This window comes from Chryseobacterium daeguense DSM 19388 (assembly GCF_000430825.1).
Taxonomy (GTDB): Bacteria; Bacteroidota; Bacteroidia; order Flavobacteriales; family Weeksellaceae; genus Chryseobacterium; species Chryseobacterium daeguense.
Window position 1 is genome coordinate 73894 of the sequence record NZ_AUMT01000011.1, and the last position, 22419, is coordinate 96312.

Annotated in this window: 21 protein-coding genes; 11 read left to right on the forward strand and 10 right to left on the reverse strand. The window is 36.3% G+C overall.

Going from position 1 to position 22419, the window contains the following annotated elements; translation table 11 throughout:
• Nucleotides 1–90: 90 nt before the first annotated feature.
• The 6 genes from H560_RS0113730 to H560_RS0113755 all read right to left on the reverse strand — a co-directional run bounded on the left by H560_RS0113730 (nt 91) and on the right by H560_RS0113755 (nt 4449).
• Nucleotides 91–789, reverse strand: a complete 699-nt coding sequence (locus H560_RS0113730; RefSeq protein WP_027380579.1) for an urease accessory protein UreF — start codon at nt 787–789, stop codon at nt 91–93.
• The gene (ureE, locus tag H560_RS0113735; protein WP_027380580.1) at nt 782–1294 is read right to left on the reverse strand and encodes an urease accessory protein UreE; all 513 of its coding nucleotides are present in this window, start codon (nt 1292–1294) and stop codon (nt 782–784) included. The genes H560_RS0113730 and ureE overlap by 8 nt, the downstream gene beginning before the upstream one ends.
• 144 nt (nt 1295–1438) lie before the next feature.
• Nucleotides 1439–3160, reverse strand: a complete 1722-nt coding sequence (gene ureC / locus H560_RS0113740; protein ID WP_027380581.1) for an urease subunit alpha — start codon at nt 3158–3160, stop codon at nt 1439–1441.
• A 2-nt stretch (nt 3161–3162) separates the two neighbouring features.
• Nucleotides 3163–3567, reverse strand: a complete 405-nt coding sequence (gene ureB, locus H560_RS0113745; protein ID WP_051289340.1) for an urease subunit beta — start codon at nt 3565–3567, stop codon at nt 3163–3165.
• Between the two features lie 72 nt (nt 3568–3639).
• A complete protein-coding gene (ureA, locus tag H560_RS0113750; protein WP_027380583.1) occupies nt 3640–3942 on the reverse strand; it encodes an urease subunit gamma in 303 nt (100 codons plus the stop codon).
• 150 nt (nt 3943–4092) lie between these two features.
• Nucleotides 4093–4449: a hypothetical protein gene (locus H560_RS0113755; RefSeq protein ID WP_027380584.1), complete on the reverse strand. Its 357-nt coding sequence runs from the start codon at nt 4447–4449 to the stop codon at nt 4093–4095.
• Nucleotides 4450–4837: 388 nt separating this feature from the next.
• Between H560_RS0113755 and pruA the strand changes: the two genes are divergently transcribed.
• From pruA to H560_RS0113775, 4 genes are all read left to right on the forward strand, one after another.
• A complete protein-coding gene (gene pruA, locus H560_RS0113760; RefSeq protein WP_027380585.1) occupies nt 4838–6463 on the forward strand; it encodes an L-glutamate gamma-semialdehyde dehydrogenase in 1626 nt (541 codons plus the stop codon).
• 213 nt (nt 6464–6676) lie between these two features.
• Nucleotides 6677–6904: a hypothetical protein gene (locus H560_RS0113765; protein WP_027380586.1), complete on the forward strand. Its 228-nt coding sequence runs from the start codon at nt 6677–6679 to the stop codon at nt 6902–6904.
• Between the two features lie 214 nt (nt 6905–7118).
• Nucleotides 7119–7322 carry a hypothetical protein gene (locus tag H560_RS0113770; RefSeq protein WP_027380587.1) on the forward strand — a complete coding sequence of 68 codons (204 nt, stop codon included), beginning with the start codon at nt 7119–7121 and terminating at the stop codon, nt 7320–7322.
• A gap of 192 nt (nt 7323–7514) precedes the next feature.
• Nucleotides 7515–8678 (forward strand): thioredoxin family protein, encoded by a 1164-nt coding sequence (locus H560_RS0113775; RefSeq protein WP_027380588.1) that lies wholly within the window; start codon nt 7515–7517, stop codon nt 8676–8678.
• Between the two features lie 424 nt (nt 8679–9102).
• On the opposite strand, the gene H560_RS22455 is transcribed toward H560_RS0113775, so the two are convergent.
• Both H560_RS22455 and H560_RS0113785 read right to left on the reverse strand, forming a co-directional pair.
• Nucleotides 9103–10467 (reverse strand): hypothetical protein, encoded by a 1365-nt coding sequence (locus H560_RS22455; RefSeq protein WP_051289337.1) that lies wholly within the window; start codon nt 10465–10467, stop codon nt 9103–9105.
• Between the two features lie 714 nt (nt 10468–11181).
• Nucleotides 11182–12204 carry a 3-oxoacyl-ACP synthase III family protein gene (locus tag H560_RS0113785; protein WP_027380589.1) on the reverse strand — a complete coding sequence of 341 codons (1023 nt, stop codon included), beginning with the start codon at nt 12202–12204 and terminating at the stop codon, nt 11182–11184.
• 73 nt (nt 12205–12277) lie between these two features.
• Between H560_RS0113785 and H560_RS0113790 the strand changes: the two genes are divergently transcribed.
• From H560_RS0113790 to H560_RS0113805, 4 genes are all read left to right on the forward strand, one after another.
• Nucleotides 12278–13177, forward strand: a complete 900-nt coding sequence (locus H560_RS0113790; RefSeq protein ID WP_027380590.1) for a magnesium transporter CorA family protein — start codon at nt 12278–12280, stop codon at nt 13175–13177.
• A gap of 223 nt (nt 13178–13400) precedes the next feature.
• The gene (locus H560_RS0113795) at nt 13401–14987 is read left to right on the forward strand and encodes a patatin-like phospholipase family protein (protein WP_027380591.1); all 1587 of its coding nucleotides are present in this window, start codon (nt 13401–13403) and stop codon (nt 14985–14987) included.
• Nucleotides 14988–15021: 34 nt separating this feature from the next.
• The gene (locus H560_RS0113800) at nt 15022–15522 is read left to right on the forward strand and encodes a DUF2199 domain-containing protein (protein ID WP_027380592.1); all 501 of its coding nucleotides are present in this window, start codon (nt 15022–15024) and stop codon (nt 15520–15522) included.
• A gap of 10 nt (nt 15523–15532) precedes the next feature.
• Nucleotides 15533–15883: a hypothetical protein gene (locus H560_RS0113805; RefSeq protein WP_027380593.1), complete on the forward strand. Its 351-nt coding sequence runs from the start codon at nt 15533–15535 to the stop codon at nt 15881–15883.
• Between the two features lies 1 nt (nt 15884).
• Here H560_RS0113805 and H560_RS0113810 read toward each other — a convergent pair whose 3' ends face one another.
• Nucleotides 15885–16436 carry a DNA-3-methyladenine glycosylase I gene (locus H560_RS0113810; protein WP_027380594.1) on the reverse strand — a complete coding sequence of 184 codons (552 nt, stop codon included), beginning with the start codon at nt 16434–16436 and terminating at the stop codon, nt 15885–15887.
• A gap of 227 nt (nt 16437–16663) precedes the next feature.
• Between H560_RS0113810 and H560_RS0113815 the strand changes: the two genes are divergently transcribed.
• From H560_RS0113815 to H560_RS0113835, 3 genes are all read left to right on the forward strand, one after another.
• Nucleotides 16664–18244 carry a helix-turn-helix domain-containing protein gene (locus H560_RS0113815; RefSeq protein WP_027380595.1) on the forward strand — a complete coding sequence of 527 codons (1581 nt, stop codon included), beginning with the start codon at nt 16664–16666 and terminating at the stop codon, nt 18242–18244.
• Nucleotides 18245–18771: 527 nt separating this feature from the next.
• A complete protein-coding gene (locus H560_RS22460) occupies nt 18772–19593 on the forward strand; it encodes a hypothetical protein (RefSeq protein WP_027380596.1) in 822 nt (273 codons plus the stop codon).
• Nucleotides 19594–19639: 46 nt separating this feature from the next.
• The gene (locus H560_RS0113835; RefSeq protein ID WP_027380597.1) at nt 19640–20491 is read left to right on the forward strand and encodes a hypothetical protein; all 852 of its coding nucleotides are present in this window, start codon (nt 19640–19642) and stop codon (nt 20489–20491) included.
• Between the two features lie 282 nt (nt 20492–20773).
• Here the strand turns inward: H560_RS0113835 and H560_RS0113840 are convergent, their stop codons facing one another.
• Nucleotides 20774–22351 carry a DHA2 family efflux MFS transporter permease subunit gene (locus H560_RS0113840; RefSeq protein ID WP_027380598.1) on the reverse strand — a complete coding sequence of 526 codons (1578 nt, stop codon included), beginning with the start codon at nt 22349–22351 and terminating at the stop codon, nt 20774–20776.
• Between the last annotated feature and the right edge of the window lie 68 nt (nt 22352–22419).

Below are 22419 nucleotides of genomic sequence, written 5' to 3' on the forward strand. Positions count from 1 at the left end.
GAAAATAGGTCAATCAGCAATTTGCCGTTTGTACATATTTCCTTTAGCTTTTAAAAATTATAGGCCGTTTGCTATTCTGCGATTTTGCATTTACGACATATAAAGCCTTGAATACAATCTTTCGTGCTGCATACACCTGATATCAAACGACGTGTTGCAAAGCCCGACTAAATCCCTGTCGATTTCCATTGTTTCCAAGGCGGTTTTTTCCATTACAGCATATAGCTCAAATAAAATATCCTGTCCATCCAGCTGACCAAGAGGTACAAGCTTCACTGCATTTGTAATCATCCCGGCCACTGAAGTGTAGTAAAACCCCAGCAATGCTTCGTATAAAGGAATTTTCATCAAAGCTGCATACATTCCGAAAGCAATGCAGTAATGTGAATTTGCTTCACGGTTTTGAACTGCCTTTTCATACGCTTCCATTAGCGGGAAGCTTTCTTTTCTTTTAAAAATCTTGATCAAACGAAGGCCTAATTTCTGACTTGCCTGGCGGATTTCTTTCGGGCATTTTAAAGAATTGCATTCATTATCAAGATGCAGAAGTAATTGCAGGTTTTCATCCTTTGTAGCTTCATACGCCAGTTTTACAAAAGCGCCGTCGTTATATTTAAGGTTATATTGAAGCATATTTTCTACAAATTCCTTTGCTGAATGCCGGTCATTTACAATTCTCTGCTGGACAAATGTTTCAAGCCCGTTGGAATGCGTGTAACCGCCAATAGGAAGCGTAGGATCCGAAAGATGGAGTAACCCCGACAAAAAGTTTATATTTAAATTATTCATCTTTTGGAGCTGCCATTTTTAAAATTTTAGTAAAAATAGAGGAACCCAAGCTGCCGTGCCCGTGCGGTTCTACGTTTGATTTCAAAAGATTCAGCAGCTTTACGGATTGTTTTTCCGGTTTAAAGCCACTTGCTTCCAGCCATCTGTACATAGGCATTTCGAAAGGCAGCAACACTTTATCTTCCTGGATAAAAAGTGGAATATGCTTGTTCCCGATCTCATAGCAGACCGTCCCCATTTCCAGCATGGAAACCGGAGTCATTACAATTGCTTCGGTTTCTAGGATATTGACTACGACTACCTTTTCTTCATTTTCATAAAGAATGTCCCCTTCGCGCAGACGCTGCCCTTCCCTGAGGAATTTTATCGCAACCTCCATCCCTAGTCTTGTTTTTTTCCTCTGAATCCTTTTTGTGGTTTCGAACCATTCAAGATCAAGATAGTCAATGAGCTTATCGGTTGAGACGAGGTCTTTTATATTGCCTTTTGTTTCGTTGATGATCATTTTAGAATAAAAATTTGATTTAATTAAACCTTATCCTTGCGTTTAATTGATCGCAAAGTGAGACAAGATTTCTTGATATTATTATTAAGCTAAACAAAGCCGTTCACTTAATTTGAAATGCAAAACTCCAAAACGCATAACGGTTTAAAATAAATAATACAATTGGGTTAAAGGAAGCTTTTCAGCAGGTTCGCAAGTGACATATTCCCCGTCTACCGTTACTTTATAATTTTCAGGATTTACTTCAATTAAAGGAGTTTTGTCATTGTGGATAAGATCTTTTTTGGAAATATTACGGCAGTTTTTTACCGGAAGAATCATTTTTTCCAGCTTATATTCTGCGATTGTTCCGTTATCAATAGAAATTTGAGAAACGAAGTTGGCACAAATTCCATATTTTGCTTTTCCATGCGCACCGAACATGTTTCTGTAAATGACAGGCTGCGGCGTAGGAATTGAAGCATTCGGGTCACCCATTTTTGCAGCAATTACGAAGCCTCCTTTTACAATCATTTCAGGCTTTACTCCAAATAAGGCAGGTTTCCAGATCACCAAATCTGCCAGCTTTCCTTTTTCAACAGAGCCTACATATTCTGAAATACCGTGAGCAATCGCCGGATTGATAGTATATTTTGCGACATATCTTTTTGCACGGTAATTATCGTTTCCGGCTCCCTCATCTTCCTGTAAAGAACCTCTCTGATCTTTCATTTTACTGGCTGTCTGCCACGTTCTGGTAATAACTTCTCCCGGTCTTCCCATCGCCTGAGAATCTGAGCTCATGATACTGAAAACACCCATATCATGAAGAATATCTTCTGCTGCAATGGTTTCCGGGCGGATTCTGGAATCTGCAAAAGCCACATCTTCAGGAATATTTTTGCTTAAATGATGACAAACCATCAGCATGTCTAAATGCTCATCAATGGTATTAATGGTATAAGGACGTGTAGGGTTTGTAGAAGCGGGAAGCACATTTGGATACATAGCAGCTTTGATAATGTCCGGAGCATGGCCTCCGCCTGCGCCTTCCGTGTGGAAAGTATGGATCACCCTTCCGTTAATGGCTCTCATTGTATCTTCAAGAAAACCTCCTTCATTCAATGTATCGGTATGAATCGCAACCTGCACATCATATTTATCGGCAACTTTTAAAGCAGTATCAATAGTTGCCGGAGTTGCGCCCCAGTCTTCATGAATTTTTACCCCTAAAGCTCCGGCTTCCACCTGCTCTTCAATTGGCCCTTCCGCAGAACAGTTTCCTTTTCCGAAAAAACCTAAATTCATAGGATATTCTTCAGCCGCTTCCAACATTTTCTGCATATTAAATTTACCGGGAGTTACGGTGGTTGCATTGGTTCCGTCATTTGGGCCTGTTCCGCCTCCAATCATCGTTGTAATTCCGCTGTACAAAGACGTTTCTATTTGCTGGGGACAGATGTAGTGGATGTGAGTGTCAATTCCGCCTGCTGTTACAATATATCCTTTACCACCGTGTACTTCCGTGGAAGCTCCGATGATCATATTCGGTGTTACACCATCCATTGTATCGGGATTTCCGGCTTTTCCGATGCCTATAATTTTACCATCTTTAATACCGATATCTGCTTTTACAATTCCCCAATGATCGATAATCACAGCACCTGTAATACAAAGATCAAGCACACCTTCATCCCTTCTAGCAGTTACGTTCTGTCCCATTCCGTCACGCACGGTTTTTCCACCCCCGAAAACAGCTTCGTCACCATAATGGGTAAAATCTTTTTCAATTTCTATAATGATTTCGGTGTCTCCCAGCCTTATTTTATCTCCTGCTGTAGGTCCTAATATATTGGCGTATTGCTTTCTGTCTACGTTTAAGCTCATAATTACTGATTTTTAAAATTTAAATTTTCCGCTTTTGCAAGACTGACTTTTTTCTGCTCTTCAGAATTTACGGAAGCATCAACAAGATTATTGAATCCTCTTGCTATTTTGCTGCCTCCTATTTCTACCAGTTCTACTTCCTTTTCTTCTCCCGGTTCGAAACGGATCGCGGTGCTTGCAACAATATTCAGTCTTTTGCCGAATGCTGCTTCCCGGTTGAAGCTCATTGCTTTATTTACTTCAAAAAAATGAAAATGAGAACCCACCTGTATCGGTCTGTCTCCTGTATTTGTTACTTTTATTTTTACAGTTTGTCTGCCTTCATTGCAGACAATTGTTCCTTCTTTTACGAAGATTTCGCCTGGAATTACAGTGGTAACAGATGTGTCAACTACTTTTACCTGCAGCTGGTCATTATTTGTACCTGTGGCAGCATTTTGTTCTTTTGAAATTTCTTCTGGTTTCATAACAATTAAGGTTTAGCGAATTGGGTTGTGTACAGTTACAAGTTTGGTTCCGTCCGGAAAAGTGGCTTCTATCTGAACATCGTGAATCATCTCTGCCACTCCGGGCATGACGTCCTCTTTTGTCAAAAGATTAGCACCTTCCTGCATTAGTGTGGCTACTTTTTTCCCATCCCGTGCTCCTTCCAGCAAGAAATGGCTGATAAGAGCTATAGATTCCGGATAATTGAGTTTCAGGCCTCTGGCTTTTCTTTTCAGCGCCAGTTCACCTGCCATAAAAAGCATAAGCTTTTCTGTTTCCCTTGGTGTTAAATGCATATTGTTTTAATTATAAATTGAACATGAGATATCTTGTCTGCTTTATGAAAAAGCAAATTCAAGTTTCATTTTAAATCGAAATAATAATAAAGGAGATCATAGATTTGTTCAGGAAAAGAGCAAATCGAAAATCAGAATTGTAAATAAGGATTAGCAGCCTGCAATCTGCAGAGAATGATACAAAATGTACCGTGGAGCTGAAATAAAAACGAGGTTCTGTACGGAAGCTGTCGGCATACTGAAACCAGATTCTGCAAAGAAAAAATCCAGCCATTGCTGTTCTAAAACAGAATAGTCAAATTTTATCTTTTCAAGATCATTGCAATCCTGGACATCCTGCAGATCTGAAACAGCAAACACTTCAGGACTGTGGTGGGATTTCTGCTGAAAACCGTTTTCTGAAGAAGTGTTCTGGTATGAATTAATTTTAGCCTCATGTGCAAATAAACCCGCACATAAAGTCAGTAAAATTAACGCAAAAGAAAACGAAAAAAATTTCTTTTTCATACCATCATTGTATAGTGTAAATTTATAACATTGTAAAGATTCCGGCTATCAAAAAGGTAATTAAAAATGTTCAAAATCGAAACAAAAACAGTTTTTATTTTATTTATAACGTTTATAATTATCTCATTATTAAATTAATATAATTTTAATTAATAATTGTAATTAATCAACCAATATCATTTTTAACATTTCAAATTGTGATTTATTTTAATTTGATTGCTCAAATATTAGAATAATTTTCAAATTAAAACATTCTTATTTTAATTGTAAGGAAGATCTTCTTCATAGGAAAAGATAATGTTTGATATAAATGGTGTGTATTTTTTCTTTGCTTTAATTATTGTAAATTTGTGTACCAATATTTTGAATTAAAACAATACAACATAATATGTCAAAAGCAATTTCGCAAGTACCATTTGCAGTAAACGAACCGGTAAATTCTTATGCACCGGGGACTCCGGAAGTAAAAAGCCTTATCGCTCAATACAAAAAAATGTGGGCTGAAAAAATAGAAATCCCGATGGTTATCAACGGAAAGGAAGTAAAAACCGGTGATAAAGTTCAGCTTCAGTCTCCTCAGGATCACGGCCATGATTTCGGTTTTTACCACAGAGGAACAATGCAGCATGTGGATGAAGCGATTAATGCTGCTTTGGCAGCAAAAAAAGCATGGAATGAGCTTGGCTGGGAACATCGTGCTGCTATTTTTTTAAAAGCGGCTGACCTTTTAGCAGGACCTTACAGAGATGTCATCAATGCTGCTACCATGATTGGACAGTCTAAAAATGTTCACCAGGCTGAAATTGATTCTGCCTGCGAATTTATCGACTTCTTAAGATTCAACGTTGAATTTATGACGGAAATGTATTCTGAGCAGCCAGTATCTGATGCCGGAATCTGGAACCGTGTAGAATACAGACCACTGGAAGGTTTTTGCTTTGCAGTAACACCTTTCAACTTTACAGCAATTTCAGGAAATTTACCTACCTGTATGGCAATGCTTGGAAACGTAGTGGTTTGGAAACCGTCTGATAAGCAGATTTATTCTGCAAAAGTGATCATGGATGTTCTTACGGAAGCTGGTCTTCCTGCGGGAGTTATCAACATGATTTTCACAGACGGAAAGGAAACTGCCGAGAAAGTCTTGGCTCACAGAGATTTTGCAGGACTTCATTTTACAGGCTCTACGAAAGTTTTCCAGGGAATGTGGAAAATGATCGGTGACAATATTCACAATTACAGAACTTACCCTAGAATCGTAGGTGAAACCGGAGGAAAAGACTTCGTTATCGCTCACCCTTCAGCTAATGTAGAAGCTGTGGCAACGGCTTTGGTAAGAGGTGCTTTCGAATATCAGGGACAGAAATGTTCTGCGGCTTCCAGAGCTTATATTCCGAAATCCCTTTGGGCTGATGTGAAAAAAGTAATGGAATCTCAGATCAATTCTATTAAAATAGGATCTCCTGAAGATCCATCCAACTTTGTAAACGCGGTAATTGATAAAAATTCTTTCGAAAAGTGTAAAGGATATATTGACAGAGCCAATGCTTCCAACGAAGCTGAAGTAGTAATCGGTGGAAAATGTGATGATTCCAAAGGATGGTTTGTACACCCAACGGTAATTGAAACTACAAATCCTCAATATGAAAGTATGGTGGAAGAAATCTTCGGCCCAATCTTGTCAGTATATGTTTATGAAGATGCAAAATGGGCGGAAACTCTGGAACTGGTAGATTCTTCTTCTCCTTATTCTTTAACAGGTTCTGTTTTTGCACAAGACAGATATGCTATCAATGAAGCATTCAAAGCGTTGGAAAATGCTTCAGGAAACTTCTATATCAATGATAAGCCGACTGGTGCAGTTGTTGGTCAGCAGCCTTTCGGTGGGGGCAGAGCTTCCGGAACTAATGATAAAGCAGGTTCTAAAATGAACTTATTGAGATGGACGTCCGTAAGATCTATTAAAGAAACTTTTGTTTCGCCTAAAGATTATAAATATCCATATCTTGGATAATTAATTGATAAGTAATGAGTAATGGGCAATAAGTAATTCATTGCTCACTATATACAGCCTCGGAATTTCGGTTCCGGGGTTTTCTATTTTAATTACTGCCATTAATTATACCATTAACATAATTTAATCACTTTATCAATATTTTAATAATAATTAAATCATTTTTGGAATAATAATTGAAATAATCCTATTACACACAAAAAACAAAGTATTATGAGAAAGTTAATTTTAGTAGCTGTAGGTTTAGGTTTAGGAATAATTACAGTAAGTTGCGGAACCAAAGAATCTTCAATGTCTACAAGTAGTAATGATTCGACAGCGGTAGATAATACAACAACAAATGTAGCACCTGCCACGACTGATACAATGACTACCACAACGACAACTCCTGATTCTCTGAAAATGAGAACAGATTCTGCCACCGCAACGCCTGTTAAGTAAATATAAAAGTTTAACTTAAAATGGAAAATCCACAGATGAAAGCTCTGTGGATTTTTTTATTTTAAGGTTCGGGGTTTAGGGTTTAGGGTTTAGGGTTTAGGGTTTAGGGTTTAGGGAAGATATCTTTTATCTTTTATCTTTTATCTTTTATCTTTTATCTTTTATCTTTTTATCATTATATTTGATTAATACTAAACATTAAAAAGAAATTACTATGAAAAAATTATGGATAGGAGCTGTTTTAGGTTTACTTTTTTTAGGAAGCTGCGCTCAGAAAAAAGAAGAAAGAGAAGAATTTAAGGACGAAAGAAATAAAGAATTTATGAGAAACAGTATGGGTGATACCGCTGCCGCACATTCCGAATCTGCTACAGCCGACAGCCTGAAAATGAAAGCTGATTCAGCAAAAACAAAATAAGGCTTATATTGTTTTAATTCAGCCAAAAATATAGCACCGTAGAAATTCTGCGGTTTTTTTTATTTTAAAACCTTACTGCTTGTCACTTAACTTGCCCGTAAAAAAATAGTCAAAACGATATTGTAACTATTTTTATTCAACTAAGACTGATATATTAACTTAATTATTACATTTGCAATCAATAAAAGTTCTATGAAAAAAATATTAATATTCTCTACCCTTTTCCTGGGAGCACTGGCTTTCGCACAGGGTATTAAATTTGAAGATTCCAATTTTGCAACCATTCTTGCAAAAGCAAAAAAAGAAAATAAACTTGTATTTATAGATGCCTACGCTTCATGGTGCGGGCCTTGTAAATTGATGGTTAAAAATATTTTTCCTTTAAAATCTGTAGGTGATTATTACAACGCCAATTTTGTGAATGCAAAGATTGATATGGAAAAAGGTGAAGGTGTGGATCTTGCAAAGAAATATAATGTAAAGGCATTCCCAACCTATCTTTTTGTAGACGGAAACGGTGAAGTAGTACACAGAACACTGGGGTATGTGGAAGAGAATGATTTTATCCAGTTTGCAAAAGATGCAGGTGATCCAAACAAAAGATTAACAGCATTAAAGCAAAAGTTCGAAAACGGTGAAAAAGATCCAGCATTCTTAAAAAATCTTGCGGAACTTACCATGTATAATGATGCTGAGTTTTCGGGAAGGGTAATGGAGCGTTATTTTAGTGAAAAGAAAGAATTTGACAGAGATGATATTCAGATGCTTCTTTCCGGCACCCAAACTACAGACAGTCCTTTGTACAAGATTTTCCAATCAAAGAAAGCGGAAATCACAAAGATTGTTCCTGCTCAAAGATATGACGCTTTTGATAAAAATATCAAGATCAACAGTATCTTTAAAAAATCTTATAATGCTGATACAAAAATATGGAATGACAGCTATTTCATGACCGAAGCTCAAAAATTCTTAACGAAAGATGAAGCTGAAAAAATCCTAAAAAGAGCAAAAGCCGGAAGAGCATTAAAAGAAAAGGATATCCCTACTTACGAAAAACTTACCCTTGAGCTTTACAAAGACACCACAGCTTTAAGCTCTGAAGAGCTGAATTCAATAGCCTGGAATTTCTTTGAAAATGTAAATACAAAATCTTCCCTGGAAAAGGCAATCGCATGGGCTCAGGAATCTGTAAAGAAAAGTGAAAATTACGCCAATACGGATACTCTTGCCAATCTTTACAATAAAGTAGGAGATAAGAAAAGTGCGAAAATATGGGCTGAAAAGTCAATAGAGCTGGCAAAAAAATCTGGAGAGGATTCTACGGATACAGAAAAGCTTCTTAAATCAATATTTTAAAAAGAAACGGGCTGATTCAGAGACAGCCCGTTTTTCATTTCTTTCGAATTTAAAATTCATTCACTAAAAGAATATTTGCTTTGAAATTTAATCAAATCTGAATATAGATAACTTTGTCAGATCTTTATCCGCAATATTTGGTTTAGTTCCGAAATCTACCGAAATAGTATCTCCAGCATTAAATGTATCCACTGCTACTACTATGGTAGATGCCCCTTGTGCCTTTGTAGCATCCGATGCTGCAATAGGAGTTCCGTTTTTCCATGAATAGTGATTTTTATATAATATAATTACACTATATCTTCATTTATTAATATACTGAGATTTTTGTTGTTTTTTAAATACTAAGTTTTATTGAAATGAATATTAAAAAAAGCTGCCCTTAAATGAAGAGCAGCTTTTAGAAATTTTTGAAAATATTAGATTAGATAGGGTCCATTCTTGTTACCACTACGTTATACTGATTGGTAATGGTTCCGTCATTTTTAATCGAAATATCGCCCCCTCCTACAATAATTGTATAATTAAAATTCGTAGTTGAACCACCTTGACAAAGAGCATAGTTTGGCCATGTTGTCTGAATAGTATTTTCGCTCACTCTGCTGAAGTTCGGAGATGAACCACTATTTACCAGCATTCCGCCAATAGAGTTTACAGACTTCAATCCGGTAGCAGACATCGCTACATAATATTCTGCCATACCGGCATTTGTACATCCGTCATAAATTGTAACAGCAACTCTGTACATTGCACCTATTGGCAAACCACTTACAAGTGTTCCCGTAGCTCCTGGTGAAACCTTAACTGAGTTTGTTACTATCTGATTGATATTACTCGGATTTGCTTTCACAAGAACACCATTACTATCCACATATACCGGAGTGATTAATGTGCCTTGGCTTATCTGATTAATAGTTCTTACTCTTGCAGTACCATTCACATCAAAAGTATTAGTAGGCGTTGAAGTATTTACCCCCACATTACCTCCAGTAGTAATTCTGAATCTTTCCGTATAACTCGCTCCTGTAGAATTCCCTATGTAAAATTCTTCCTCGCCTCCGGTAGTTAGAGTATTACCTGTTCTGATAGATCCTATACCCCATGCTGCACCACCTCCAGTAGGTCCGCTGTTATTAAAACCTAAAAGTGAGAGATTACCCTTAGCAAGCGGAGAAGTATTTCTTAAAGCAAGATTCACTGCCTCGCTTGCCCCTGCAGGAGCATCAATTAGAGTATATCTGTTAGATGTAGGAGTGGTAGTTACAATATGAGCCTTGTTTTCCGGAGCATTTGTTCCGATCCCAACTCTGTCGTTGGCTGCATCTACAGAAAGTGTTTTCCCATCTACTGAAAATGCATTCACCGATGTCCCGTTGAATGTTAAAGTTTTATCACCTTGTGACACTGTTCTGTTTCCGGTAAGCGTACCATCAGAGTTATAAATGTTTACTGATGTTGCTGAGCCAGAACCTGCATTAAGCTTTACCCATACAGATCCGTCGAAATAATAATATCCTACCGCATCAATATTCACAGCATTTCCTGTTTGTGTTCCTTTTGCTATACTGTTTACATAGATTAAAGTAGAAACTGGGATAGAAGCCATAGACTGAGCTCTTTCTCTGTCTACTCTTGGAACTAATAAACCGTCTACATTTTTTGTAGTACCCGTAGAATTTTTTGCTGTAATATCTAATGTAGAACCAGGCGTTGTAGTATTGATACCAACTTGAGAATAACCCAAAGTAGTAGCTGCCAAAATAATGGCTGCTGATAAAGTTTTTTTCATCACTTAATTGTTTTTTGTTGTTTTCTGATGCAAAAGTATTAAAAAAAAATCCACACAAACAATTTTTTTTTCATTTTTTATATTATTTTTAACATATAATTATAAAATTCAAAAAAAATAATCTCACAGAAACACTCGATTTAACAAGGGTTTCATGATATATAATTCAAATTGCGGAGATATTTTCAAGTAATCTTTTTTTATTATTTCTTAGAGAAATAATAATTATATTGATATATTAAACGTTTAAACAACAATTTTAGCTAAATAATATGATAGATAATTATTTATAAATATAAAATTCATTTAGACATCATATTTAGTTTTATACTTCATTATGGATATTATCAAAAATTTAACAATATCCACAAATATTTAAATAAAATTCAAAAGCAAAAATTCTTATAAAATTAAGGTATTTTTCCTGCTTAAATAGCTGATAACGCTTTGTTCATAGGACTTTACAGGGAGGAATACTTAACTATCTGGTGAGTTATTATTTTTCTTAAAAAAAATATCTTTAGTAAAAATTATCTTAATATCTAATGCTCAAACAAAAATTTTTATCTGAATTAAACCTTTAATCAATTGGATTATACTGCCCGAAAGCATATAAGCAGATGTAATAAAAAATACATAGCAGCCTGCATCCAACTTATGAATAAAATAAAAAACCTCATCAAAAGATGAGGTTCTAAAATATATAAAAACAGGTTAATATTCAAATAGCACGCTTCCCCACGTAAAACCGCTTCCAAAAGCCGAAAGAAGAACCAAATCTCCCCTCTTAATTTTACCCAGCTCAATCGCTTCGCTTAACGCAATAGGAATAGATGCGGCAGTAGTATTTCCGTATTTCTGGATATTATTATAAACTTTATCATCTGCTAAACCAAATTTCTGCTGTACAAACTGCGCTATCCTAAGATTTGCCTGATGAGGGATAAACATATCGATGTCTTCGATTTTTTTTCCAGCTTTATTCAATGCTTCCAACATCGTTTCAGGGAATCTTGTAACCGCATTTTTAAACACGAAATTCCCGTTCATAATAGGATAAACTTCTTTATTGGTCACATTTTCCGGCTCTTTTCTCATTCTGTCGCTCCATCCGTACTTAGATCCCGGGAACTGTGTACAAAGTTCATCCGCATATTTTCCTTCAGAATGCATATTTACTGCTAAAACATCACCAGCATTTTCATCTTCCGTTGCTGAAAGCACAATGGCTCCTGCCCCATCCCCGAAAATAACGGAAACGCCTCTTCCTTCATCCGTAAAATCCAAGCCGAAAGAATGAACTTCTGCACCCACCACCAAAATATTTTTATATATTCCTGATTTTATGAAAGCATTCGCAACACTCATTGAATACACAAAACCTGAACATTGGTTTCTCACATCCAGAGCGCCGATGGTATCACAACCCAGCATATCCTGAAGCAGAACACCGCAACCCGGAAAATAATAATCCGGAGAAAGTGTGGCAAAAACAATATAATCAATATCTTTAGCGGTAAGGCCTGCACTGGCAAGGGCTTTTTCAGATGCCTTGAATCCTAAAAAAGCTGTGGTTTCCTGAGAATCATTTCTGTTTTTTCTGTGCCTTCTTTCTTTTATACCCGTCCTTTCCGTGATCCATTCATCATTAGTGGTCATTAATTTTGCTAAATCATCATTGGTAACAACATTTTCCGGAACATAAAATCCGATACCTTTTATTGTACTTTTAATCATATAGTTTTTATAATTTTGGCAAAGATAGACTTATTTAACACATAGTATTTCAAAATATTGCTATTTTTACTTTATGCCAATTAATACCTTATACAGAGATTCCCAATGCGAATGGGTAGACGTGGAAGCTCCCGATGCGGAAGACTTGCAGTTTCTTCATGAAAGATATGAAATCAATACTCTTCTTCTGGATGACACCCTGGATCCCAATCATCTTCCGAAATACGAGGAAGACGGTGAGGTAAAATTCTTCCTTCTGCGCGAAAGTACCGAACTGGAAAGAAAAAATCTGAACACAATAAGCGATATAAGTACCAAAATCGGGATTTTCCTGCTCGGTAAAACGATCATTACCATACACAGGATGAAAACAAAAAGTATAGCCGAGACAAAGAAGCAGGTTACCTCTCTTCAAACAGCAACTACTGTGGACGATATTGCACTGCGTATTGCTCTATTAGTAATGAAAAGCTTCGATGATGAATCCGTAAGCCTGCTGGAAACAATGGATAATATAGAAAATGAGATTTTCCTGAAAAACACCAACCATACCAACCAGATTAAAAGATTATATAAGCTGAAAAGAAAATCCGGGCTGAATTCCAGGGTATTAACGATTTCTACCGATGCGGTTGATAAATTTAAGCTTCTGAATCTCGACGATTCCAAGGTTTTTGATTTAAAAGATAAACACAAGGACGTTGTAGCAGATTTTGATCACCTGAACGCCCAGATTACCAACCTCATATCCATGTTTTTGGCTCTTTCTGACCAAAAAGCAAACCAAGTGATGAAAGTTCTTGCAATTTATTCGGTTTATTTTTTACCGATCACATTTATCGCCGGAGTTTATGGTATGAACTTCGATAATATGCCGGAACTGCACCATAAATACGGCTATTATGGAGCATTGGGAGCAATGGCTTTGGTTGTAATTGGCACATTTATCTATGCAAGAAGAAAACAATGGTAATTATCCTTTACAGATATCGGAAAAATACGGTGGGTTAATATTTTAAATATAGTTAATTTTAAATATTGAAATTAATTAATGAATCGTTGTATTTTTATTATGTTAAATGATGGTGGCTTTGAGAACCTCAGCCACCAACCGTACAAAGATAAAATGATTGGCAGCCGAGGCTCCTGAAACCATCTCTCTGAATTTGAAGTTCTTTAAATTAAAACACCAAACCATGAAACCCGAAACACTGAATAAAATCCTTAAGGAAGACGTATTGTCTCAACAGTCTAAAGATAAATTAGCATCTTTATATAATAATATTTCCACAAAAGAATTTTCCGATTTACTGGATGCGGAAGGCAACCAGTATGTAGAATTTGTACAGGAAGGAGGCGGTGTCTGGGGAAGTGCGCTCGTAGGGTATTTGTACGGCCTGGAAATCTTCGGGATCAGGTTTTTAAAAGTGGCAGGAACCAGCGCCGGAGCTATCAATACCATGCTCATTGCCGCCTGCAAGACCAAAGAAGAAGCAAAGAGCGAAGTCATCAAAGACATCCTTTTCAACTGGAATTTCTCAGATTTCATGGATGGAAAAACATACGTAAAAACTACTATCCATTCTATCCTTAATAATAAAAATTTTCTTAAAACCAATCTTTATATAGCCATTGGAGTTCTTGCTTTTTTCGGGGTTTTGGCCTTTGTTTTCCCGACAAAAGAAACCTGGGAAACGAAAATTCTTTTTTCCATTCCGCTGCTACTTGTTATTATCGGGGTTTTATGCCTGATGAAGCTTTATTCTGATTTAAAAAAGAGAAATTCCGGACTCAATCCTGGGAATACGTTCTTAAAACAAATGAAAGAGGTACTGGACGGCTTCGGAATAAAAACAGTTGCCGCTCTGAATGAAAAATTCGTTCAAAAAGGCGAAAAACTTAACCTCAATTACCGCTACGGAAACGGTATGGAATATTACGCCATCGCCTTAAACAGCATAGAAGAAATTAAAGTGAACAACAAAGAACATATCGATGAAATCCGCTATAAAATTTTCTACGAAAGCACAGTTAATAATGAATATTATAAAAAAGATCCTTTCTATTTATTAAAATCAGAATACACCGTCATAACTACTGATATCAACGCCAAAATAAAGGTTGAGCTTCCCACAATGGCCAATCTTTACTGGTCTGAAGAAGAGCTGAAGCACATCAGCCCGGCAGAATTTGTGCGTGCTTCCATGTCTGTTCCTTTCTTTTTTGAGCCCATGCAGAAAAGGATCGATAAAAATGATGATTCCGTGAAATATGCCTGGAAATTCTGGATGAATACAAGGCCGGAAGATATCAATCCGGTAGGTGTTTTTATTGATGGGGGAAGCATTTCGAACTTCCCTATTGATCTTTTTCATTCGCCTGATATTTTCTATCCACGCCTGCCTTTGTTTGGGGTACAGCTCACCAGCGATTCGGATATTCTTTCTGAAAAAGGAAAAACAAGCGAAGAAATTTTAAAGTCTCCAGTTACTTTTGCCGGCAATATTTTAAGCACATTAAAAGGTTTTAACGATAAAACGTTTCTTACCAAACATACTTTTTATCATCTTTTCAGCATCCAGACCGTGAACTGCGGGACAAGTAACTGGCTGAATTTCTTCATGAAAAAAGAAGAAAAGGAGGAGCTTTTCAACCGTGGATTTCAGGCCGCCCTGGATTTTCTCAATAATTTTGACTGGGAAAAATACAAATGCGAAAGAATGATGCTTTCCATGAAAGAGAAAAAGATTCTGAAGGAAGAGGATACGAAAACGGTGGGGTAAATAAAATTGATTATTTTTGGTTTAAATATATTAAATGACAAAATATATCTGCCAATGCTGCGGAGAAGAAAAAGAAGACTGGCCTGCCATAGCTTATTCTGCGCCTTATCCTTATTCTCATTTATCTGATGAAGAAGTTGAAAACTCAGAATTAACATCTGATCTCTGTATCATCAGATATTCAGATGAAACTTGTTATTTTATAAGAGCTGTTCTTGTGCAGGAAGTAAATGACAGCTGTCAGAATCTTGAATATGGAATTTGGGTTTCATTAAGTGAGAAAAGCTTTAATGAATATGTTGAAAATTACAATAATAAAGATTTTGAAGAAGGATATTTCGGGTGGCTTGCGAATTATTTTCCTCATTATGAATTTGATGAATGCATTCCTACGAATGTAATTGTTGACAATAGTATTGGACGACCTTTCGTTTATCCCCACGATAGTTTTGAACATTCTTTTGTAAAAGATTTTTACAGTGGAATTTCAAAAGAAGAGGCTGAAGCGCGAATTAATTCCGTTTTAAACAAATAGTTTTCTAATTATGGAAAGGGAAACAATAAGCTATATTATAAATTACTTCAGTAATTTAATGACCAAAAATGAAAAGCTGGCATTAAAGAGTCATATGTACGTGACAAAATCTTCTGACAACAAATATTTGAGAAGAATTATGTTAGAAAAAGGATGGATAAACAATGATCCCGAAACATCTCATCTTTTAAAAAACGGATATGAAGCATTTGAATTGGGTATAGTAAAACGTATTATGTCTGAAACACCCGAAAAAGTGTTTTTCAATAATTGCCCGAAATGTGAAAAGCTTGCCAGGACACCGTATGCTAAACAATGTAGATATTGTGGCTACAGCTGGCATTCTGAACAAAAAAACTAACTTAAACTTCCTTCCATTTCGGATTCGCTTTCAAAACTTTTTTATATACAGCACAGCTTTCCGAGTGAGAACCTTTCAAATATCCGATACTCATCAGGAATTCATTTACAATTTCCCCGCCGGTAAACTTGAATGTTTTTTTGAATAGCTTCACCCATTCCGGTAAGGTTTTGGGGTGATGATGCTCCAACCATTTTTCGAAGGAACCGAATTCTTTTTGAAGCTCGATAATTGTTTTTGCATTTTCGATGGCTGCATTTACCTTCAGCTTATTTCTGATAATTCCGGGATCATTCAGCAATCTTTCGCGGTCTGCTTCAGTGTATGCTGCTACTTTTTTAACATTAAAATTATCATACGCCTTTCTGAAACCCTCTTCTTTTTTGAGGATCGTTTCCCAGCTTAATCCTGCCTGGTTAATCTCCATAACTAATCTTCCGAACAGCTCATTATCATCATGAATAGGAAAACCGTAATGGTTATCATGATAGTTTTTATGAAGTTCTTTCCTGCTTTCAGGCTGCATGGTTTCGATGGCTGAACAATAACTCATTTCTAGGAATTTTGCTTCAAAAATACGGGTATTTTGTGACAACTGCTTGTCAACAGCAATAAAAAATTTAATGAATTCTGATGTTCTTCCACTATTAAAAATCTCATTTTCAGAGCACATCAAATTTAATCAAAAATTAAATCATAATAATTAATTTTTGATTTATCTTTGTTAAAATCCTTAAAAAATAACATTTAAATTTAAAAATTTAACATTTAATTAATTTTATGACGAAAAATTTATTTTTTATATTATTTCTTTGTTCAACAATATCCGCTCAAAAAAATGAAACTCCGCCAGAAAATTTCTATAAAAAAATCATTGATGAAATTGCGCCAAAAGATCCCATTCGAGCATTAAAAATGGCTGATTCTCTTACTAAAATTGCAAAGACTGAGAAAGTTAAAGGAAGAGCTTATATGCTGACAGCCAATATAACTTTTATGCAGAATAAATATGAAGAAAGTATAAAATATGCCGAAAAAGCAAAAGATTTTCTCGACAAAACCGATAGCTACGATCTTCAAGCCAGAATCCGAGGGCTTCTTGCAGAAGAATATCGCTATGTAAAATTAGATCGAAAATCAAAAAAATATCTCAAGGAAGGACTTAAAATAGCTGATAAAATAACTAATCCTAGAATACAAATAAAAGTTAAAGCTCGTTTTTGCGCAGAATTAACAGAGCAGGAAATTATCAATGATAATATTGACGATGCCTTGAAGTATCAACTTAAGGGTCTTGAGCTTCTATCCAACATCCCGGAAGATACTATTAATATTGGACATGCTTATCAGACTTTAGGAACTTTATATTATTACAAAAAGAATTACAAACGTGCAGAAATAAATTTTTTAAAAGCTATAAAAATGCTACCTGAATCGGCTAATGATAAAGCCATTGCTTATGATGGACTTGGAAAGGTTTTGGTAACCTATAAAAATTATAATGAAGCCGAAAAGCTTTTTTTAAAAACTTTAAATTTTGCTGAAACCGCACAACATACAGATATTAAAAAACTGGCATCAAAAAGTTTGGCGGATTTATATGAAAAAACAAAACAATTTGAAAAAGCCAACTTTTACAGAAAAAAATACGTTGAGAACTTACGAGCTGATTATTTTAATACAGCGGAATTAGTAGATAAAAACTATAATACAATTGAAACCGAGAAAAACAAATACGCAAACTGGAACAGCACTAAAAACATTGTCATAAGTATTGCTTTTTTTTTAATTGTAATCCTTTTCATAGTTTTCATTATTTACAGGAAAAAGCAGAAAGAAAAATATAAAAAGTTCAAAAGCATTATTGATCATTATAAAGAAAAAGAGGAATATGTTCTCGAAACAAAAATCATTACCTCTGAAGCTGAAGAAAATACCCTGCAGGAGGCAGATACAGAAATTAAACAAAATGATATTGCTATCAACAAAGAAACAGAAACAAAAATCCTCGCCCAGCTGGATCAGTTTGAAAAAGACGAAATGTATAACAACAGCTTTGTCTCCCTTTCCTATCTTGCCACGGAATTCAATACCAATATCCGGTATATTTCTTATGTTGTTAAAAAACATAAAAGTGCAGATTTTAAGGGTTATATTAATAAATTAAGGATCAACTATATCATCCATAAGCTTAATACCTCAGCAAAATACAGGAAATATAAAGTAGGAGCACTGGCTGAAGAATGCGGATTTTCTTCGCACAGTAAATTCACGACTATTTTTAAATCCATTACCGGGATTTCACCTTCTACTTTTATTTCTTTTATTGAACAAGAAGAAGCAAAGAAGATTAAAAAGTAATTTCGAGACAATTATTAATTTTTTACACGAGCCTGTATCTTTTGATGCAGGCATTTTATTTTTATAGATCACCGAATTTTTCTCTGTTTTCCGAAAATGAAAAGACGATTCTTTTACCGAAGGAAAGCTGGCAATACATTTGTAAAGCAATAAACCATGACTCTTTCAACTGATGTAAAGCCTTGACAGAATTTACAGAAAACATGTTTTAAACAATATCAGTTGGATTCAATTCAATAAAATTTTTCGGTCACGGTTGAGCGGGATACGGGAGATGTACTCTCGCATTTTTTATAGATTATCTAAATTAATTAAATCAAGCTGCCTTATCCGAAAAATTTCATAAGAAATTATCACTGAATTAAGATTTATTATGTTCAATACCACATTTTACAATATTTTGATAATCAAATAATTAAATTCAATAATTTTTTCTTTTTCCGAAAATGAAAAGACAAATCCTTTTTCCGCACCCACGCTGCGGATAAATTTGTAAAGTAATGTCAAGCATAATAAAAATTGAAAACATGAAAAAAAAACTATTATTCCCGATTTGCTTTTTATATGCAATATCGGCTCATTCTCAAATCGGAATTCATACGGGTAATCCTCAAGGCATGTTCCATGTAGATGCCGCAAAAGACAATCCGGCTACAGGAGCTCCTACCGCTGCGCAACAGGCCAACGACTTTATTGTTACTTCACCCAACGGCTATGTGGGAGTAGGAACCACTACACCGGCCAGAAAACTTCACATAGTAGGTGATGGAGTAAATGACCCTGTACAGATTGGCGGACTTGTAGCCGGCGATGCACAACAGGATATTTTATTGGGTGTAACCTCCACTGGCATTATCAGGACATTAAGCTCAATAGAAGCGCTTTCTATTCCCAGGCCTGCTCTTTTTGCCTTAGGCAGCGATGTAAATAACTTTCTGAATGGGGTTGCTCCGGGAACCAATCAGATTGTACCGATGTCAGTTATTAAAAACCAGATACCGGGACTTACATTTGATAATACGATAAGACAGATAACACTTCCGGCAGGAACTTATGAGTTTTCGTTTGTGTATGAAGCCACCCACAACAATACCGGCTGTACCATAAGCTCATATTTTGTAGATTTCCCGAACGACGGAACAGCGGTAAGAGTTCAGAGCAATGCCTCACATCTTGAAGGGGGTGCTTCCAATCATGGAGGATCTATCAATTATTCGGCGAAACTTGTAAATCCTACCAACACCTTCAATATCAGATTGGGAAGAGGACAGGGAGGAAACTGCACCGGAACAGGAATGACACTTTTTCAAAATTCTACACACCTTCTGATCTACAGAATGGGCGCTTAAACAGATTTTTTTCTTGAAATAAATTTTAACCAACAAATCAATTACCATGAAAAAAATATTTGTTCTTTTTACCATTATCTGCATTAATGCCTTATCAGCGCAAAAAATAGGAATGAGAACTTCAAATCCGCAAGGCCCCTTTCATCTGGATACCAGAGCCAATAATCCCGCTACAGGAGGATTACCGCCACTGGCAACAGTATATGATGACTTTCTGATAGATGAAAACGGAAATATGAATATAGGACCCTATTTTTACACCAACCTTCCTACAAGGAGCAGACTGCATCTTTTCTTTTCCACCACCGGTGGAGACAATGTAAGAATAGACGGGCTGCTTCCGGCCCCAAATCCGGAATCAATCGACCTCCTCGGTGTCATCAGACCCAATCAGGGAATTAGCTATATAAAGAGAGAAATGTCTATTAATGAAATGAGTATTCCAAAATCAACTCTTTTTGTTCTGAATGCTGATATTAATAATTTTCTGGACGGAGTATCTGCCGGAGGTGCGCAGGAAATGCCTTTAACCCTTGTAAAAAATGCGATAGACGGCCTAACCTATAATCCTGCTACTCATTTTGTGACGCTTCCTGCAGGAACCTATCAGTTTACGCTAATATATGCTGCAAGCCACAGCGGATGTACTCTCAGCTCATACTTTTATGACTTCCCTTTTGAAACATCATTTGCAAGGGTACACAGCACTGCAGATCATCTTACGGGTACTGGCGCCGGATCCAGACACAGTGGAAAAATAACATACACATCAAAAGTAAATGCCGGAAAAATGATACTCTTGAATCTGGGAAGAGGCGTTTCCGGGAATTGCAGCGGAAACGGAATGACCTTATCAAGTGACGGAACTCAATTTTTAATCAAAAGAATAGGCAACTGATTCTAATAACACAAATACAATATGCTAACTATAGTCCAGGCATATCCGGTAAATAGTAATGAAAACTCCCTCATTTATCATTACTTAAAAATACAAATGTCAATATAAAAGTTATTTGGGATTCACATTTATAGTGTAATATTTCCTTAATTTTAGTTAGGTTAGTGTAAGTCTGTTCTTTATTGAACAGGCTTTTTTTAACTTAAATATCTTTCTGTATTATTTAAGCAAAAAAAAAATCTCCAACATTTGCCGGAGATTTTATATTTAATTAAAATAAAATTAGTGCATTGCTTCACTTAAATCTATTTTTTCTTTGCTTTTTCTTTCTTTAATAAAGAGGATAAACGGAATACAGATCAGGAATATTACTCCCAGATAAAGGAAAACATCCATGTATGAAAGCACCGTCGCCTGTTTTGTGACTGATAAATCCAGCATTTTGTAGGCTGCGTTCATGGCTGCATCGGGTGTCATTCCTTTTGCGATAAAACTTGCTTTTAATCCATTCAGTCTTTGCTGAACATCAAAGCTGTTAGCATCCAGATGGGTTATAAGATTAGTCCTGTATTTCTGGCTCTCATTGGCAATAAAAGTAGTGATCGCCGCAATCCCGAAAGAACCTCCAAGCTGTCTCATCATCCCGGTAAAGGCTGCCCCCTGCCCGATTTCCTGTCCTTTCAATGTGCTTAAGGACAAAGATGTGATCGGGATAAAAAGTAATCCAAGTCCTGCTCCCCTTACGATCAGCATCCAGAAGAAAGCATCTTTACTGGTGTCTGGCGTAAGGATTTTGTAGCCCCAGAAGCTGTAGACAAAGAAAATAAATAACCCTAAGGCAACAAGGATCTGCTGTTTTGCCCCTTTTGATAATAACCTTCCAATGATTGGCATCATGAAAGCGGTCGTTAACGCCGCCGGAATCATCAAAGCTCCTGATTGTAATGCCGTCCAGCCCAAAATACTCTGCGTATATAAAGGCACAATAAATGTAGAACCATACAAACCGAATCCTAATACAAAGGACATGACAGTACCGATCCTCAGGTTGCTGTTTTTCAGAACCCTTAATTCAACAATAGGATATTTGAAAGTAAGTTCTCTCCAAAGGAATAATATGAATCCTAAGACTGCCGTCACTGTAAATAATACAATCCATCCACTTGCAAACCAGTCTTCCTCGTGGCCTCTTTCAAGAATATATTGTAATGATCCCACGGTAACAGCCAATAATCCGATACCAACCCAATCGACATCCGAAGCTTTTCGTTTTTCTGCATATTTCGGGCTTTTTACGAACTGTAAGGTCATTAAAGTGGCCGCAATACCAATCGGAATATTAATATAGAAAATATACGGCCAGCTGAAATTATCTACGATATATCCTCCCAATGGCGGGCCTAAAGTAGGGCCGATAATCACTCCAAGCCCATAAATAGCCTGCGCCATACTTCTTTTTTCAATCGGGTAAGATTCCGTAATAATCGTCTGTGAAGTTACCAGTAAGGCTCCCCCGCCGATTCCCTGCATCAGACGGAAAAATACAAGCTCCCAGATATTCGTGGCATTTCCGCATAAGAATGAAAACACTGTGAATATAATAATGGAGGCTGCAAAGTAATTCCTACGTCCAAACTGCTGGGAAAGCCAGCTCGTCATGGGCACAATAATTACGTTCCCGATGGCATACGCTGTAATTACCCATCCTACTTCAGAAAGTGTGGCACCAAGGTTACCCTTCATCTCATTGAGGGCAACGTTTACAATCGTGGAATCCACAATTTCAAGAAGAGCACAAAGAATTGCGGTAATCGTGATGATTACTCTTCGGGCTCCATATTCTACTAATGAATCTTGCATGTTTGTTTAGTGTATTAGAATTAAGAGATTGAGATTCAGAAATTAAAAATCGAAATATGTTTTTTACG

Excerpts from the sequence above, each read along its gene's own strand:
- H560_RS0113790 (WP_027380590.1), top strand. The coding sequence starts at position 12,278 with ATGCCAATTAATACCTTATACAGAGATTCCCAATGCGAATGGGTAGAC.
- ureC (WP_027380581.1), bottom strand. The coding sequence starts at position 3,160 with ATGAGCTTAAACGTAGACAGAAAGCAATACGCCAATATATTAGGACCT.
- H560_RS0113815 (WP_027380595.1), top strand. The coding sequence starts at position 16,664 with ATGACGAAAAATTTATTTTTTATATTATTTCTTTGTTCAACAATATCC.
- ureE (WP_027380580.1), bottom strand. The coding sequence starts at position 1,294 with ATGATCATCAACGAAACAAAAGGCAATATAAAAGACCTCGTCTCAACC.
- H560_RS0113805 (WP_027380593.1), top strand. The coding sequence starts at position 15,533 with ATGGAAAGGGAAACAATAAGCTATATTATAAATTACTTCAGTAATTTA.
- H560_RS0113800 (WP_027380592.1), top strand. The coding sequence starts at position 15,022 with ATGACAAAATATATCTGCCAATGCTGCGGAGAAGAAAAAGAAGACTGG.
- H560_RS0113730 (WP_027380579.1), bottom strand. The coding sequence starts at position 789 with ATGAATAATTTAAATATAAACTTTTTGTCGGGGTTACTCCATCTTTCG.
- H560_RS0113765 (WP_027380586.1), top strand. The coding sequence starts at position 6,677 with ATGAGAAAGTTAATTTTAGTAGCTGTAGGTTTAGGTTTAGGAATAATT.
- H560_RS0113835 (WP_027380597.1), top strand. The coding sequence starts at position 19,640 with ATGAAAAAAATATTTGTTCTTTTTACCATTATCTGCATTAATGCCTTA.
- H560_RS0113785 (WP_027380589.1), bottom strand. The coding sequence starts at position 12,204 with ATGATTAAAAGTACAATAAAAGGTATCGGATTTTATGTTCCGGAAAAT.
- pruA (WP_027380585.1), top strand. The coding sequence starts at position 4,838 with ATGTCAAAAGCAATTTCGCAAGTACCATTTGCAGTAAACGAACCGGTA.
- H560_RS22455 (WP_051289337.1), bottom strand. The coding sequence starts at position 10,467 with ATGAAAAAAACTTTATCAGCAGCCATTATTTTGGCAGCTACTACTTTG.
- H560_RS0113840 (WP_027380598.1), bottom strand. The coding sequence starts at position 22,351 with ATGCAAGATTCATTAGTAGAATATGGAGCCCGAAGAGTAATCATCACG.
- H560_RS0113775 (WP_027380588.1), top strand. The coding sequence starts at position 7,515 with ATGAAAAAAATATTAATATTCTCTACCCTTTTCCTGGGAGCACTGGCT.
- H560_RS0113810 (WP_027380594.1), bottom strand. The coding sequence starts at position 16,436 with ATGAGTTATTGTTCAGCCATCGAAACCATGCAGCCTGAAAGCAGGAAA.
- H560_RS0113795 (WP_027380591.1), top strand. The coding sequence starts at position 13,401 with ATGAAACCCGAAACACTGAATAAAATCCTTAAGGAAGACGTATTGTCT.
- ureA (WP_027380583.1), bottom strand. The coding sequence starts at position 3,942 with ATGCATTTAACACCAAGGGAAACAGAAAAGCTTATGCTTTTTATGGCA.
- H560_RS0113770 (WP_027380587.1), top strand. The coding sequence starts at position 7,119 with ATGAAAAAATTATGGATAGGAGCTGTTTTAGGTTTACTTTTTTTAGGA.
- H560_RS0113755 (WP_027380584.1), bottom strand. The coding sequence starts at position 4,449 with ATGAAAAAGAAATTTTTTTCGTTTTCTTTTGCGTTAATTTTACTGACT.
- H560_RS22460 (WP_027380596.1), top strand. The coding sequence starts at position 18,772 with ATGAAAAAAAAACTATTATTCCCGATTTGCTTTTTATATGCAATATCG.